The sequence below is a fragment of the Mesorhizobium sp. M1328 genome (assembly GCF_040318075.1).
Classification (GTDB): Bacteria; Pseudomonadota; Alphaproteobacteria; order Rhizobiales; family Rhizobiaceae; genus Mesorhizobium.
Map to the genome: position 1 here is coordinate 1 of NZ_JAMYLO010000014.1, position 13,917 is coordinate 13,917.

Sequence of the window (13,917 nt, forward strand, 5' to 3'; positions counted from 1 at the left end):
TCAGGTCGTGAGCCCGTATCTCCATCTTATCGGGGAACAGCCACCTTCCAAGGATATGATTGGTTTCAGGGCGACTCGCTCCCGCGATTACCCCATGTGGACGATCTGGTTGATGCGGCGCTGGTCGGATTCGACCGCCGCGAACCGGTGACCATCCCGCCGCTTCCCGATGCCGGGCAGTGGGACGCGCTTCAGGCCGCGCGCCAGGCCATGCTTCCAAACTATCGGAACGAACATCCCGCCGAGCGGTACCGCACGGTCGCCTGAGCACCAACGAAGCCATTTCGATAAACGACCCCGCCGCAGCGGGGACAAACAAAGGTGACCTATGACGAGCACAACGCTGTTTGAGCCCTATACTCTCGGCTCGCTAACCCTCTCCAATCGTATTGTGATGGCGCCCCTGACGCGCAATCGCGCTGGACCGGGCTTCGTTCCAGGCGATCTCGCCGCGGAGTATTACGGCCAGCGCGCGTCGGCCGGCTTGCTGATTTCCGAGGCCACGCAGATCTCGCGGCAGGGACAAGGTTACCAGGACACGCCAGGCATCTACTCCCAGGCTCAGATCGACGGCTGGCGCAAGGTCACGACCGCCGTGCACGCCAAGGGCGGACGGATTTTCCTGCAGCTCTGGCATGTCGGCCGCGTCTCGCACGTCGACCTACAGGAGAACGGGGCGGCGCCGGTTGCGCCGTCGGCGATCCGGGCCCAGACCAAGACGTTCGTCAACAATGGCTTCGTCGACGTCTCGGAGCCCCGCGCGCTGGAGTTCGAAGAGGTTTCTGGGATCGTGAACGACTTCCGGCAAGCGGCAGCTAACGCCATTGAGGCCGGTTTCGATGGCGTCGAGATTCACGGTGCCAACGGCTATCTGCTGGACCAGTTCGCCAAAGACAGCGCCAATGTCCGCACCGATGCTTATGGCGGCTCGGTCGAGAACCGCGCCCGTCTGATGCTGGAGGTTGCGGCTGCGGTGGTCGAGGAGATCGGCGCCGCGCGCACCGGAATCCGGATCTCGCCCGTATCGCCCGCCAATGGCGTTTCGAGCAGTGATGCTCAGGCACAGTTCGACTATATCGTCGATCAAATCGATGCCTTGGGCATCGTCTACATTCATGTCGTCGAGGGCGCCACGGCCGGGCCGCGCGATGTCGTACCGTTCGACTTCGGATCGCTCCGCCGGCGCTTCAACAACACCTATATCGCCAACAACGGCTATGATCTCGACCTCGCGACGTCGCGGCTGGCCGAGGACAAGGCCGACCTGTTCGCCTTCGGCCGCCCCTTCATCGCCAATCCCGACCTTGTGGAGAGGCTTGAGACCCGCGCACCGCTGGCGGCCGTCGACCCGGCTACGATCTATGGCGGGGGCGCCGCGGGCTATACGGATTATCCCGCCATCGCAGCCGCAAGCAGCCACTGATCCCTTCGGCGCCGCATTTTGGTGCGGCCCCGACCCTTCTGCGCTGTCTGCGATAGTGGATCGCAAGCTGGCAAGCATTAAGCGCGCGGATGCCATGGAAGTCCGCGATCACATGGATCACATGCTTGACGGTCGCAAAGCGTCTTCGGTAGATCGCTACTTGAACGTAGTTCGCGCGGTCATCAACCACGCCATAAGAGACTTTGACCTATCTGGCGTCACCAATCCCTTCATGAATTTGGAGGCCGCGTCGAAGGACAAGGCCGAGCCCGACAAGGACAAGCGCCGTCCTTTCACCTTGGACGAGGTCACCGCCATAACCGCCCGCATCTCGTACCATGCCAAGGCGGACCTTCAACACATTTGGACAATTCTGAATGGCACCGGCTGCCGCCTCGCTGAGGTGTCGGGCCTGCGGGTGACGGACGTACACCTTGACCACGCGATTCCGCACTTAGGTGACCCCAGGTCGTTGGGTCTTGAGAAAGGCCGGCCGGTGGCAGCAGTGGTCAGTTTCCTGCAATGCTAGATCGGTAGGTTCATTTCGGAAGTTGACGCTCTGCTCCCCGGACCTGGATGGCGAAGTAGAGCTGGTCGCCAGCGAACGCCAGTGCGCGATGGCGGCCAGCTGGTCTGAGCGTTATCTCTTCATGCACTGCCCGGAGCCGCCGGGATCGCAGACTTCTCCTACACCGCAATCGAAATCGCGTGTGCAGGCGGGCGGCGACAAGGGCGGGGCGAGGACGATATAAGGCGTATGGACCTTGTCGCCAGGCGGCACGAAAGCCGGCGCTCGCTCGCCTGCGTCACCGAGCGTGCGGATATAGAGATAGAGCGACTTCTTGTCCTCATCGCTCATCGCCCGTACATTATACCCTGGCATCGGTGGATAAGTCCCAAGGCCTCGAAGATATGAAACGAAGCCGTCGGCTGTGAGGTCGACGGCCGTCAGTCGTAGGTTTGCCGCATAGCTGGTTCCCCACGGACCCTGAAAGCCGAGTGCATTTCCCTTGAGAGCCTTGGCCGGATCGATCTTGCCGCCACTTTCGCTATATCCTTCGGTGTGGCAATCGTGGCAGCCGCCGATGATGGAGATGTAGAGTCCTCGCTCGACCGAAGGTTCCCCTGCCGCCGGCGCGGCATTGAGAGCAAGCGCGGCAATGCGCATCAACCAATATGCACGCATCGCATTCCCCTTGCTTGGTGCCATAGAGCTCGAGCGATGTCCATCAGATGACCGGCTTGTTGGGACTGAGTCTGTCGCAAACTCGTACCGGTTGCAACACCGGGTGATGATAGTTCGTGTCGTCTACGCGCTTCAATTGGGAATGGAGAAAGACCGATCAGCAAGCTGCAGCCGCCTGAACCATGGCAGTGATCGCCCACGTCTTCATGATCCGGCGCCTCGCCCAAATCCTGGGCCAGGATGAAGACCCGCTGTGGGACCTGTCGGACCAGCTCGAGCCTGAGGATGGTAAGTTGTGGGTCTACGATATCGATGGAATCGCAACCCCTGCCTTTAGCGACTTCGGCATCGAGGCCCTTCGCGAAATCATTCGAGACTAGTCGACAGCTAGTTGTCCCCTCAAATCGGCACGCCGCGGTCCCTACCGGATGCTTACGGTCTTGACGTTGACCGGAGGGGAGAACCAATGGGTAGCCATGACACCTACTACTCAAGGGAGAGATACATCTTGGCCTCCTTAGCGGCAGCCTCAAATGCCTTTCGTATCACGTGAGGGTCAATCGGATCGCCCTCCACAGCCGACAGGCAGAGGGTCACCGCCTTGTGCCAGCAAGGTCCTCTCCGGGTCCACGTCTTTAGCTGCTCAAGGGCTGCCCTCGCATTGTTGCAGCCATGCCTATCACCGGACGCAGTCCTTACGAACACAGGAGGGACGAACCAATGGGTTGCCATGAGGGGAATCTAGAGCGGGACGAGCCTGCCGACCAACCCAGTTGTAGTCCGCAATAATGGAACAAACGCAGGCGCTCTGTAGTTTAGAAATCGCAGCGGTCGATTCTTCGTGGATGCAGCCGCCTGCTGGGTTCGTCGCCTTTCTCACGAGCGGCGGGCCTCCACCTTATGGAGGGACTAACGTCCCCTGCTCCTTAGCGGCAGCCAGGAATGCCTTGCGGGCCTCCTCGGGTTCCATCTGGTCGGAAATCACGGCGATGCAAACGCGCACCGCGAGGTCCCACTGAAGGCCATGGTTGGTCCACTTCAGGAGTTCCTCAGCGGCTGCTTCAGCGTTGCTGACCTTGCGCGTCGAACCGCTACCCTCGGTCCTTACAGGGACCGGCGGGGAGAACCAATGGAGCGCCATGCAGTCACTCTTTGTCGGCCCGATCAAGTTCCTGCAGCAAATGCTTTTGCTCAGCCGGCAGCTCCTGTTCTACAGGCAGATTTAGCATGGCGCGAAGGTAATTGCGGATTACCTCTGAAGTGATCCACCGCCGCACAACTTCGGCAACAACTTCCTGTCTGGCTTTATCGATTTCGACCACGTTCAGGCCTACATGCTTAATAGGGCCGAACCCCCTCGCGAGCGGATTTGTTCCTTAGAGGGCGGGGAATGTTTGGTACAAAAACCCGAGGGGGTGATCGGATAACTGGCTCGCGCGAGGAACCCCCGTACCCCCTCCGTTTCCCTTACGGCGCCGGTGGGCACAGCCTTGCTATGTACCCTTGGCAGCGTCCTCGATCAGTTCGGCTATTAAGGTGCGGACCCGTAGGTCGGACCTATCCCCTATGTTTCCCACATCTTTCGTCACCATCCCCGGCGAAGATACGGACACCGCCCCGCTCACCTTAACGTTGACCGTAAAGGTTCTTCTAGGCGCCTTCTCCAATTCTCGCTTACTGTAGATCTGGAAACGAATCGACGGGGTTAAAGCTTTGACCTGCCGGCGTGGCGCGGTGTCTATGTCGACAGCCACCTCGCCTGCCACGTCAGCCTTGGCCGCCTCCAGCGATGCAATCACGACGTCCTTTAGCCAAGCCTTTGCTTGCTCGCTGAAGTCCGCCATGGGGGCATCTCGCTTCCCCATCGCCGCGCCGCCGACGGGCTCCTCCTGCTGACGGCGAGCTTCCTTCCCGCGCTCAAGGGCTTCTTTAAACTTTGCCATCCCTGTTGCTCCGATTTGTCATCAGGCCACCCCCGTCAGATCGGCTATGCCGCCCTCCCATTCACTAGAACGCGCGTAGTCGGGGTACGTTGCGTTGGGGAGCCTTTGGGTTCGCCGCTATTCAGCGTCACGCGGCGGCCGATGGACAGCGAAGCAGGTTTCGAGGGTGCTGGAGAGGGTATCGGGCTGATTGTTTGACGGACTGGCTTTGCGTTGTCGTCTGTGCCTATGAAGCAGCTCGCTCACCAGCTGGTTGCAATTTGCCGTTGGCGCAACTTTCTGATGTGAATAACCCGGCCACTAGCTATGAAGGCGATTTCCGCGCCTTCGCGTGGACCGGTCGCCTGGAAGAAGGTGACCTTGCTTTCCGACTCGAGCGTTACGATCTCGCGCAGATCAGCACCGGCGATCGTAGCTTCGCGCACGAAGTGGGTCGCGCCCTCCTCCACGACGTCGCAACGGGTGCAGAGGCCTGCGGGCAGGAACAGGCGGGCATCGCGCGCCTTCAGTTCCAGGCCCTGCCATATCTGCGCACGGGTCAGCTTGGTCTCGCCTCCGGGATTCACAGGAACGGTAGCTGTCGAGTAAATCATGATGTGTCTCCTGGACAGAAGGTCGGTGGTGGGGCTCAGCCGGCAATTGCGGCCGCATAGTCGCGATAGGAGCGCAACGGCCGGCCCAGCAGCGCGGTCAGCCGATCGACATCGCCGGCATCGGGGACCATGCCGTCCGTGAGGAAACGCTCGGCCATCAGGCGCATGTCGAGCGCCATCCAACTCGGCATGAACTGCCGCAGGTTCTGCTCGAACCCGGCGGTGTCGTCGCCCGGATACGCGATCTGGCGTCCGAGGACGTCCGTCCAGATGGCCGCGACATCGGCGCCGGTCAGCGTGTCAGGGCCGACCAGGTTGATGCGGTCGAACGGGAGCCGCGCTGCGGCCTGCTCGCGGCGGATGAGTTCGATCGCGGCGATCTCGCCGATGTCCCGCGCGTCGATCATGGCGACGCCCTTGGCTCCGATCGGCATCGGATAGATGCCGTAGCCGGTCACCACGTCCTTGATCGTGATGTCGTTGTCCATGAAGTAGGCGGGCCGCAGGATGGTGGCGTTGAGCCCCATCTGTTCGATCATCCGCTCGACGCCGAACTTGCCGGCAAAATGCGGCACGTTGACGTAGAGGTCGCTGTGGATCACCGACAGGTAGACGATCCGCTCGATGCCGGCCTCGCGGGCAGCGGCCAGCGCTACCAGCGCCTGGGTGAATTCGTCGGCCACCACCGCGTTCAGCAGGAAAAGGGTGGAGATGCCGGAGAAAGCTCTGCGCAGGGAATCGACGTCGAGCAGGTCGCCCTGCACGACATCTACGCCAGCGGGGAAATTGGCCTTGGAGGGATCGCGAACCAAAGCGCGCACATTGGCGCCACGCTTCACGAGCTGTTCGACTACGTTGCGGCCGACATTGCCGGTCGCGCCGGTAACGAGAATGGTCATGGGGTTACTCCTGAGTTGAGCCGTATGGCATCCCAGAAAATTAGTGATCCACATTTGTGTCGGTAGGCGTTATATCTGGACACGCCGTCCCACAGGTGGAACACATGGATCTACTTGCCCTTGCTGATTTCAATCTGGTCGCCCGCCATGGGGGCTTCGGTAAGGCCGCGCGCGCTGCCGGGCGCCCGAAGGCCACCTTGTCCCGACGCGTGGCGGAGCTAGAGGCGAGTCTCGACTTACGGCTGTTCGAGCGTGGCGCGCGCGCGCTGAAGCTGACGGAAGAAGGACGTGCGCTTTTCGAGCGCGCGGGGCGGTTGCTGTCCGAGCTCGAAGAGACCGCGGCGGCGATCGCCTCAGGTGGCGAAAGGCCGCGAGGCAGGTTGCGGATCAGCGCCCCAGTGCTGTTCTCACAGACCGCGATGGGGAAGATCGCTGCCGGCTTCGCCCTGAAATACCCGGAGGTAAGGCTCGAGGTCACGACGGAAGACCGCGCCGTCGACATGATCGAAGAGGGATTTGATCTGGTGATCCGGGTCAATCCGGATCCGGATGAGAGCCTCGTCGGGCGAGCCTTTCTGCGTGACCGACTGGTGGTCGTGGCAAGTCCTCACCTCTCCCGGCCGGCGGAGGGTCTGGCGACCCCGGCCGTCATGCGTTCGACAGCCGATCGAAGGGCTTGGGCGGTGAAGACGCCCACTGGCCGGTCAACAATCGCGATCGAGCCGGTCCTTGTGCTGTCGTCACTCATCATGGTCCGGGATGCGGTGCGAGCGGGCGTCGGCGCGGCACGCCTGCCGGTGTCGCTGGTGAGTCATGATCTGGCGGACGGAACGCTGGTACATTGGGGGGATCTCGATCGGCCCGACATCGCCCTGTGGACGCTGTATCCCTCTCGGCGGCTGCTGAGCGCCCGCGTCTCCGCATTTATCGACCATCTGAAGCAGGCCTTTCCCATGGGAACGCCTGACGAGCTGGCCGCCTATATCGGCAAATGATGCCCAGGAAGCTGGTTAACTCAGTTGATGCCTTATGCGAGGCACAAGGAAAGCAGTTGCCGTGCTTTCTTGGTGGGTGCGTTATTCGAAATATCTTCCGCGAACGCGACATTTTTTAACGGCAACCGGCTCCACGAACTGTGCCATCGTCACCACTGCTGACGGCCGGCTGTGTATGGGTATTGAGAGCGCCACCGACCGCATTCCCTTCCCTCCTCGTGGACGAAAAGTGTTCGTTCGAATGATGCTTTTCCGTTGCCATAAGCGCAAGGTTTTGGTCAGCCAGCACAGGGCCTCCTCTTAAGCTCGCTGGCCGTCAAGGCCCAGCGGCCTCTAGCTGCCAGTCCCCACCCGCAACCAAGCCGCTGGGCCGCCTCGCCAAGGGCGAAGCTTGCAGGCCGCGTATATATTAGCAACATCTTGACTAGGGCACCTTCCGCTCCAGACTCAAGTGTATGGCGCGGGGCATTTGGCATCGGTGACGTGGTTGCGATCACGGCCACGGTAGTAGGCGGGTCGCCGACGACCGTATCAGCGTCTCAATCCTCTCCTACAACTTCCCGCATTCGAGCGTGGACAGCAAGTCCAAGGTCAAGCGAGGCCAGCAGATAGAGCTTGCCGGCGAGATCACGCGCATAGACGAGGAAGGCGGCAAGGTGACCATCGACATGGGACCGCCGGTGACGCTCGATATTGATAAGGTCAGGCTGGTCGAGAAGTACAGGCCGCCGAAGCGCAAGAAGCCGCTGCGTTGACATGGTGGATTAGCGGACAACAAACAGGGGAATTCAGAGATTCCCGGTGTCGATCTAGACTCCAGGAATGGAAACGACGTTTGACGATCTTGCCAGCGCGATCAGGGGCCCCGTGCAGACGTTTGGGCAGCCGTCCGCGTCTTGGCCATCGATCTGGCCGGGAAGCTTCTAATGGGGCCTTGCCATCGGCGTTGGCACTGGAATGACGCTGGCCGGTTAGATCGCTAACCCGCAAGATTCCACCCGGGCGCGGATTGCGCCCACGATCGCCAACTTGGCTTTATTCAGCCTTGAGGTTAATCACCCGCATCACGGCGACCACTGTCCCGTTGTTCGTAGCAGCCTCCTTCGTGCTACCCTTGCCGCAGCTCCATACATCGCCTTCCTTGGCCGTGAACTGCATATCCCCGGCCGTGACCTGCAGCTCGCCTTCAGTGACCGTGCAGACCATGTCGTCGGCCATGACATCCCCCAGCGGGCTAGATCCCTTTGGCTGATACACGACGTCTTCCATCGCGATTTTCTTGTACCCCTTGATATGGGAGTCTCGTGTTCCCAGTTCGACGAGCCGAACGCCGGGAAAAATCTCTTTGCCATCAGTCGGACCGTAGGTCTTGGCCGCTACCGGAGTCGGCAATGCAACCAATAGCGGGGTCGACAACGAGGTGGCACCAAGGGCGAGAGCATTACGTCGATTCATCTTCATAACATTATCCTCCCTGAGTTAGTCCGCCCGACTGGGCGAACCTGATATTTTACGCGCCTGTGCAGCCAAATAGTCAAAACACAATTGAGCAGGCCCATGCTCAGTATGGCCACCACGCCAGCGCAAGCGCGACGCCAGCGGAAACGATGAACGCGAGCCAAGGCGCAATCATTCCAATGTGCCTCCTGGTCGTGGCGAGTCCTCACCTCGCCCGGCCGGTCGATGGGACTGCCGGCTCCGACCGTCGTGCGTTCGACAGCCGATCGAAGGGCTTGGGGGATCGAGCGGTCGTAGGTCGTGCAAACCTTTCCGCCGCAAATCTCAAACGCGCGTTTTTTTCTTTCGGCGCATGACAGCGTCTTTCCCCCGGAATCGCCCGCCCTATTTCGTCTCAACAGGTGGGCGGCTGCTTGCTGGACGAGTCCTTGCGGCGAGTACGGCATGTGCTTCGAGGTACCCCACATGAACTTCCACGATCGGCACCTATTGAGGTTGCGGGTGAACGGAGAGGATCACAGCCTTTCCGATCTCGATCCCCGCGTCACGCTGCTCGACCTGCTGCGCGAGCGGCTTCATCTGACCGGAACGAAAAAGGGATGTAATTTCGGCGAGTGCGGCGCCTGCACCGTGCATCTCGACGGACGGCGTGTGAATGCCTGCATGATACTTGCCGTGTCCGCCGAGGGACGCGAGGTCACGACGATCGAAGGCCTGGCAAACGGCGATGCGCTTCATCCCGTGCAGCAGGCGTTCATCGATCATGATGGTTTCCAGTGCGGATTCTGCACGCCCGGCCAGGTGATGTCGGCGGCGGCGCTGATCGAGGAGGGACATACCGGCTCCGATGCCGAGATCCGCGAATGGATGAGCGGCAATCTGTGCCGCTGCTCGGCCTATCCGCAAATCGTCGAGGCGGTGCGCGCGGCGGCCGGGAGGGTGAGCCAATGACCCCATTCGTCTATGCGCGCGCCGACAGCCTGGGCGAAACGATCGCGGCAGGTGCCGCGCCGGATAGCGCCTTTCTCGCCGGCGGCACCGAATTGCTCAACTGGCTACGCCTTGGAATTGCCGGGCCGACGCGGATCATCGATATCTCCCGCCTCGACGGGCTGGATCACATCGAGGCACTGCCCGGCGGCGGCCTGAAGATCGGCGCGCTGACGCATCTCAACGACGTCGCGCAGCATGCGCTGGTCATGCGCGACTATCCGGTGTTGAGCCAGGCGATCCTCAACGCGGCGTCGCCGCAACTGAGAAATCTCGCAACGATAGGCGGCAATCTGCTGCAGAAGACGCGCTGTGCCTATTTCCGTGCCGAAGAGCAGTTGCCATGCAACAAGCGTCAGCTCGGCTCCGGTTGCTCGGCATTGCATGGCATCAACGACAATCACGCGATATTCGGTTGGACCAAAGATTGCGTCGCCACCCAGCCATCCGACCCGGCGGTGGCGCTGGCAGCACTTGATGCGGTCGTCGTCACCGCGCACCGCAGCGGCGGCCGGCGTATTCCGGCAGCCGAATTCCACCTGCTTCCCGACACGCGGCCCGAGGCAGACAATGTGTTGCAGCAAGGCGAACTGATCACGGCAATCGAGCTGCCGGCAGCGGCGCCGCGATCGGCCTACCTCAAGGTGCGCGAGCGCGAATCCTACGAATATGCCATCGTCTCGGCCGCCGCGGTGCTGGAGATGGACGGCCAAACCATCCGTCGGGCTGCCGTGGCGCTGGGGTCCGTCGCGCTGCGGCCGTGGCGCCTGAGCGCCGCCGAGGAGCAGCTCGCCGGTGCCGAACTCGGCGATCGCGAGGCGTTGAGCACCGCCATCGAGCAATCCTTCGCCGAAGCGCGTCCCTTGTCGCAGAACGCCTACAAGATCGAACTGGCCAAGACCGCCGCTTTGCGGGCGATCGAAAGAGCAGCGAGGATGCCGTCATGATGATCAGCCAGCCTGTTGCCCGCCCTGACGGCGGCGTCAAGGTTACCGGCCGCGCCAGCTATGCGGCCGACTATTTTGCTCCCGATCTGCTCCATGCAGTGCTGGTGACCGCGCCCGTTCCCGCCGGCCGCGTGACGTCGATCGCCGTCGACGATGCGCTCGCCGAGAAAGGCGTCGTGCGTGTGCTCACGCATGAGGACATGCCCAAATTCGGCCGGTTCGCATCGCCGAGGGCGGAGCCCGATACGCAGATGCAGCAGGCCGAAGGCCCGCCGGCGGCGCAGAGCTTCATGCCCATGCAGGGCAACGAGATACGCCACGAGGGCCAGCCGCTTGCCATTGTGCTGGGCGAGACGCTGGAGGCGGCGGAAGCCGGCGCCCGCCGCGTCGCATTGCGCTACGAGTTCGCCGAGCCGGAATTGCCGGCACCGCCGGAGTGGACCGCCATCGACAAGGCTGCGGTCGTGCCGAGGGAGAGCGGCTTTCTGTTCCTGGAGCCGACGTTTACGAAGGGCGAGGTCGACCGCGGGCTTAGCAACGCAGCCGCCATGGTCGAAGCCGTCTACCTGCAGCCGTCGCGCCATCACAACGCCATGGAGCCCTCGGCGACGCTCGCTGAGTGGAACGACGGAGAGCTGACGCTGCACGACGCCACGCAGCACGTCTATGGTGTCCGCCAGGTGCTTGCCGCCCGTTTGAATATCCCGGCCGAGAAGGTCCGCGTGATTTCCCGCCATACCGGCGGCGGCTTCGGCGGTAAGGGTTGGATCTGGCCGCATCAGGTGCTGGCCGCCGCCGCGGCGCGCATCATGCAGCGCCCGGTCCGGCTGGCGCTCAGCCGCGCCAATGCCTATTCCTGCCTCGGCTACCAGCCGCGCATGGCACAGAAGATCGTGCTGGCGGCGGACAGGTCGGGCAAGCTGACCGCCGTGCAACAGGACGTGGTCAACCTGACAACCGTGACCGACGATTTCGTCGAGTTCGCCACCGAGGCCTCGAAGGGTCTCTACGCCACGCCGGCCATGCGTCTCAGCCAGCGCGTCGAGCGCGCAAACGTCGCCATGCCGACGGCGCTGCGCGCGCCGGTCGAGGGTCCGGGTACCTGGGCCCTCGAAAGCGCGATGGACGAGCTCGCCCACCGCCTGGGCGTCGATCCGCTCGACCTGCGTCTGATCAACCATGCGGACACGGATCCGGCCACCGGCCGGCCCTGGTCATCGAAGAAGCTGCGCGAGGCTTATGAGGAAGGCGCCCGCCTGTTCGGCTGGCGCGAGCGCCCGCGCAAGCCGCAACGGGACGGCGATTGGCTGATCGGCTACGGCATGGCGACCTGCAGCATGGGCTGTTTCCGCCACCCGACGCCTGCAGCCGAGGTCAGGCTGCACAGGGACGGCACGGTGCTCATCCGCACCGGCACCCAGGACATAGGAACCGGAACACTCACCATCTTTCCGCAGATCGCAGCCGACGTGCTGGGCCTGCCGATGGAGAAGATCGAGTTGGAAATGGGCGATACACAGCTGCCGGAGGCGGGTCCGACCTATGGCTCATCGTCGACCATGGGGGTGGGCGCGGCGGTGCTCGCAGCCGCCGAAGATGCACGTTCGCAGCTTGCCCGTCTTGCCAATCTGCTGCCGGACGAGGTCGAGATGCAAGACGGCAAGATTCGCCGCAAAGGCGCTGCCGGCGGTCAGACGATCGCCGATGTTATGAGCCATACCGACATCGGCGAGATCATCGGCTCCGGCTCGTTCGATCCGGCGCAGCATGGCAAAGGCCTCGCCATGCGCACTTTCGGCGCGATCTTCATGGAGGTCGGTGTCGATCCGGGGCTCGGCCTGCTCAGGCTTCGTCGCGCCGTCGGCAGCTACAGCGCCGGCCGCATTGTCAATCCCCGCACCGCACGCAGCCAGATGACGGGCGGCATCATCTGGGGCTGGGGCATGGCGGCGATGGAGCAGAGCAGGCACGAACCGGTGCTTGGACGGTTCCTGTCGAAGAACCTTTCCGGGGTCGCCATTCCGGTCAACGCCGACATTCCCGGCGATATCATTATCCACTTCGTCGACGAGGTGGACGAGCATGCCAGCCCGATTGGCGGCAAGGGCATCGGCGAGCTCGGCGCCACCGGCGTTGCCGCTGCGGTGGCCAATGCCGTCTTCGACGCTATAGGCAAGCGGATCCGGGAGCTGCCGATCACGCCGGAAAAACTGCTGTAGAAGGACCGGCCCGCGGAAGCGTCTGCTCGACGAGGTTGACGTAATAGCGCATTACCGTCGGCACGATCTCGTCGTTGAAGACGTAGCGGTCGCCGTGCAGGCCTTCGCCCGGGCCGACCTCGCCGGCACCGATCCACGCATAGCAGCCGCTCGCCTCACGGATCATGAAAGCGAAATCCTCGCAGCCGAGACTGGGACTGAACTCGGTCATGACATTCTCCCGGCCGACGGCGGATGCCGCCGCCTCGACGGCGCGGGCCGTCGCGTCCGCGGTGTTGATCAGCGGCGGATAGCCCTTCCGGTAATCGAGCCTGGCCTTGAGCGAATGCGCGGCGGCAATACCTTGTGCGATCTCGCCGATCAGCCTCTCGCAATGGTCGGAAAGGCCGGGCTCGAAGAAGCGGCAGGTGCCTTGCAGCCAGACCTTGCCCGGCACGATGTTGCCGACATTGCCGCCATGGATCTGCGTGAGGCTGACGACAAGCGCGCTTTGCGGGTCGACCGAGCGGCTGACGATGCGCTGGACGGCTTGCACGAAGGCGCCGGCGGCCAGGATCGGGTCGTCGCCGAACTGCGGCATCGCGGCATGCGCGCCAAGACCCTCGAAGGTCAGTTCGAAATTATCCACGGCCGCCATTTGCGGCCCGACGCGGGCGGCGATCGTCCCCAGCCTGACGCCCGGCCAGTTGTGGACTGCATAGACCGCCTCGACCGGAAAGCGCTTGAACAGGCCGTCCTCGATCATGCGCATGCTGCCGCCCTCGTTCTCCTCGGCCGGCTGAAAGATGAAAGCGACGGTGCCGTCGAAGGTGCGGGATTGACTGAGCAGTTTGGCGGCGCCGAGCAGCACGGCGGCGTGGCCGTCATGGCCGCAGGCATGCATTACTCCTTCTTTCCTGGAGGCATAGGGCAAGCCGGTTTTCTCCAGCACCGGAAGCGCGTCCAGCTCGGCGCGCAGGCCGATGCCGCGCGCGCCACCACCGCTGCGCAGGACACCGACGACCCCGGTGCCGCCGATCCCTTCATGCACCTCGTCGAGGCCGAAGGAGCGTAGTTTCTCTGCAACGAAACGCGCCGTTTCGTATTCATTGAATCCGAGCTCCGGATTGGCATGGATATGGTGCCGCCAGCCTATGACGTCTGGTGTCAGCGCGGCGATGCGGTCATTATGCAGCATGATGCCTCCTTTCACGCCGACAAAGGCGGCGCGATTTGATCCTGCCAGGCATACAAGGCCGGACGAGAGGCGTCTTGAACCGGATTG

The 13,917-nt window shown here is 62.7% G+C and carries 16 protein-coding genes and 2 pseudogenes; 9 read left to right on the plus strand and 9 right to left on the minus strand.

What is annotated here, in order from left to right:
• From NKH23_RS22315 to NKH23_RS22325, 3 genes and pseudogenes are all read left to right on the plus strand, one after another.
• Window positions 1–267: pseudogene (locus NKH23_RS22315) on the plus strand (hypothetical protein); the annotation flags it as partial.
• A 61-nt stretch (window positions 268–328) separates the two neighbouring features.
• Window positions 329–1,423, plus strand: coding sequence for an alkene reductase (locus NKH23_RS22320; RefSeq protein ID WP_353025932.1), 1,095 nt, complete (start codon window positions 329–331; stop codon window positions 1,421–1,423).
• A 55-nt stretch (window positions 1,424–1,478) separates the two neighbouring features.
• Complete coding sequence (locus NKH23_RS22325; RefSeq protein WP_352721009.1) at window positions 1,479–1,952, plus strand: site-specific integrase; 474 nt, start codon at window positions 1,479–1,481, stop codon at window positions 1,950–1,952.
• 111 nt (window positions 1,953–2,063) lie between these two features.
• Here NKH23_RS22325 and NKH23_RS22330 read toward each other — a convergent pair whose 3' ends face one another.
• Window positions 2,064–2,609 (minus strand): hypothetical protein, encoded by a 546-nt coding sequence (locus NKH23_RS22330; protein ID WP_352468752.1) that lies wholly within the window; start codon window positions 2,607–2,609, stop codon window positions 2,064–2,066.
• A 182-nt stretch (window positions 2,610–2,791) separates the two neighbouring features.
• On the opposite strand from NKH23_RS22330, the gene NKH23_RS22335 reads away from it, so the two are divergent.
• Window positions 2,792–2,989 (plus strand): hypothetical protein, encoded by a 198-nt coding sequence (locus tag NKH23_RS22335; RefSeq protein ID WP_352721010.1) that lies wholly within the window; start codon window positions 2,792–2,794, stop codon window positions 2,987–2,989.
• A gap of 106 nt (window positions 2,990–3,095) precedes the next feature.
• Here NKH23_RS22335 and NKH23_RS22340 read toward each other — a convergent pair whose 3' ends face one another.
• The 6 genes and pseudogenes from NKH23_RS22340 to NKH23_RS22365 form a co-directional block, all read right to left on the minus strand.
• Window positions 3,096–3,341, minus strand: coding sequence for a DUF982 domain-containing protein (locus NKH23_RS22340; protein ID WP_353035351.1), 246 nt, complete (start codon window positions 3,339–3,341; stop codon window positions 3,096–3,098).
• 166 nt (window positions 3,342–3,507) lie between these two features.
• Complete coding sequence (locus NKH23_RS22345) at window positions 3,508–3,750, minus strand: DUF982 domain-containing protein (protein ID WP_352468750.1); 243 nt, start codon at window positions 3,748–3,750, stop codon at window positions 3,508–3,510.
• A gap of 4 nt (window positions 3,751–3,754) precedes the next feature.
• Complete coding sequence (locus tag NKH23_RS22350) at window positions 3,755–3,931, minus strand: hypothetical protein (RefSeq protein WP_352978285.1); 177 nt, start codon at window positions 3,929–3,931, stop codon at window positions 3,755–3,757.
• Between the two features lie 171 nt (window positions 3,932–4,102).
• Entirely contained in the window at window positions 4,103–4,552 is a 450-nt protein-coding gene (locus NKH23_RS22355) for a hypothetical protein (protein WP_352721015.1), read from the minus strand.
• 314 nt (window positions 4,553–4,866) lie between these two features.
• Window positions 4,867–5,145 (minus strand): annotated as a pseudogene (locus NKH23_RS22360) (AtaL-like protein); the annotation flags it as partial.
• 35 nt (window positions 5,146–5,180) lie between these two features.
• Window positions 5,181–6,044, minus strand: coding sequence for an SDR family oxidoreductase (locus tag NKH23_RS22365; protein ID WP_353035353.1), 864 nt, complete (start codon window positions 6,042–6,044; stop codon window positions 5,181–5,183).
• A 104-nt stretch (window positions 6,045–6,148) separates the two neighbouring features.
• Between NKH23_RS22365 and NKH23_RS22370 the strand changes: the two genes are divergently transcribed.
• Entirely contained in the window at window positions 6,149–7,039 is an 891-nt protein-coding gene (locus NKH23_RS22370) for a LysR family transcriptional regulator (RefSeq protein ID WP_352913364.1), read from the plus strand.
• Between the two features lie 572 nt (window positions 7,040–7,611).
• Window positions 7,612–7,794 (plus strand): hypothetical protein, encoded by a 183-nt coding sequence (locus NKH23_RS22375; RefSeq protein ID WP_353025935.1) that lies wholly within the window; start codon window positions 7,612–7,614, stop codon window positions 7,792–7,794.
• Between the two features lie 280 nt (window positions 7,795–8,074).
• Here the strand turns inward: NKH23_RS22375 and NKH23_RS22380 are convergent, their stop codons facing one another.
• Window positions 8,075–8,500: a hypothetical protein gene (locus NKH23_RS22380; RefSeq protein ID WP_353015191.1), complete on the minus strand. Its 426-nt coding sequence runs from the start codon at window positions 8,498–8,500 to the stop codon at window positions 8,075–8,077.
• Window positions 8,501–8,962: 462 nt separating this feature from the next.
• Here NKH23_RS22380 and NKH23_RS22385 point away from each other — a divergent pair, with 462 nt between their 5' ends.
• From NKH23_RS22385 to NKH23_RS22395, 3 genes are read left to right on the plus strand one after another with little or no spacing between them, the layout of a single operon-like run.
• Entirely contained in the window at window positions 8,963–9,448 is a 486-nt protein-coding gene (locus NKH23_RS22385) for a (2Fe-2S)-binding protein (protein ID WP_352468744.1), read from the plus strand.
• Window positions 9,445–10,434, plus strand: a complete 990-nt coding sequence (locus tag NKH23_RS22390; RefSeq protein WP_353025938.1) for an FAD binding domain-containing protein — start codon at window positions 9,445–9,447, stop codon at window positions 10,432–10,434. The genes NKH23_RS22385 and NKH23_RS22390 overlap by 4 nt, the downstream gene beginning before the upstream one ends.
• A complete protein-coding gene (locus tag NKH23_RS22395) occupies window positions 10,431–12,653 on the plus strand; it encodes a xanthine dehydrogenase family protein molybdopterin-binding subunit (protein ID WP_353025940.1) in 2,223 nt (740 codons plus the stop codon). The genes NKH23_RS22390 and NKH23_RS22395 overlap by 4 nt, the downstream gene beginning before the upstream one ends.
• On the opposite strand, the gene NKH23_RS22400 is transcribed toward NKH23_RS22395, so the two are convergent.
• Window positions 12,631–13,830: an amidohydrolase gene (locus tag NKH23_RS22400; protein ID WP_352913358.1), complete on the minus strand. Its 1,200-nt coding sequence runs from the start codon at window positions 13,828–13,830 to the stop codon at window positions 12,631–12,633. The genes NKH23_RS22395 and NKH23_RS22400 overlap by 23 nt on opposite strands.
• Window positions 13,831–13,917: the final 87 nt, after the last annotated feature.

What these genes read in the sequence shown, in the direction of transcription:
- NKH23_RS22320 (WP_353025932.1), top strand. Translation starts at nt 329, where the DNA reads ATGACGAGCACAACGCTGTTTGAGCCCTATACTCTCGGCTCGCTAACC.
- NKH23_RS22330 (WP_352468752.1), bottom strand. Translation starts at nt 2,609, where the DNA reads ATGCGTGCATATTGGTTGATGCGCATTGCCGCGCTTGCTCTCAATGCC.
- NKH23_RS22335 (WP_352721010.1), top strand. Translation starts at nt 2,792, where the DNA reads ATGGCAGTGATCGCCCACGTCTTCATGATCCGGCGCCTCGCCCAAATC.
- NKH23_RS22340 (WP_353035351.1), bottom strand. Translation starts at nt 3,341, where the DNA reads ATGGCAACCCATTGGTTCGTCCCTCCTGTGTTCGTAAGGACTGCGTCC.
- NKH23_RS22345 (WP_352468750.1), bottom strand. Translation starts at nt 3,750, where the DNA reads ATGGCGCTCCATTGGTTCTCCCCGCCGGTCCCTGTAAGGACCGAGGGT.
- NKH23_RS22355 (WP_352721015.1), bottom strand. Translation starts at nt 4,552, where the DNA reads ATGGCAAAGTTTAAAGAAGCCCTTGAGCGCGGGAAGGAAGCTCGCCGT.
- NKH23_RS22365 (WP_353035353.1), bottom strand. Translation starts at nt 6,044, where the DNA reads ATGACCATTCTCGTTACCGGCGCGACCGGCAATGTCGGCCGCAACGTA.
- NKH23_RS22370 (WP_352913364.1), top strand. Translation starts at nt 6,149, where the DNA reads ATGGATCTACTTGCCCTTGCTGATTTCAATCTGGTCGCCCGCCATGGG.
- NKH23_RS22380 (WP_353015191.1), bottom strand. Translation starts at nt 8,500, where the DNA reads ATGAAGATGAATCGACGTAATGCTCTCGCCCTTGGTGCCACCTCGTTG.
- NKH23_RS22385 (WP_352468744.1), top strand. Translation starts at nt 8,963, where the DNA reads ATGAACTTCCACGATCGGCACCTATTGAGGTTGCGGGTGAACGGAGAG.
- NKH23_RS22390 (WP_353025938.1), top strand. Translation starts at nt 9,445, where the DNA reads ATGACCCCATTCGTCTATGCGCGCGCCGACAGCCTGGGCGAAACGATC.
- NKH23_RS22395 (WP_353025940.1), top strand. Translation starts at nt 10,431, where the DNA reads ATGATGATCAGCCAGCCTGTTGCCCGCCCTGACGGCGGCGTCAAGGTT.
- NKH23_RS22400 (WP_352913358.1), bottom strand. Translation starts at nt 13,830, where the DNA reads ATGCTGCATAATGACCGCATCGCCGCGCTGACACCAGACGTCATAGGC.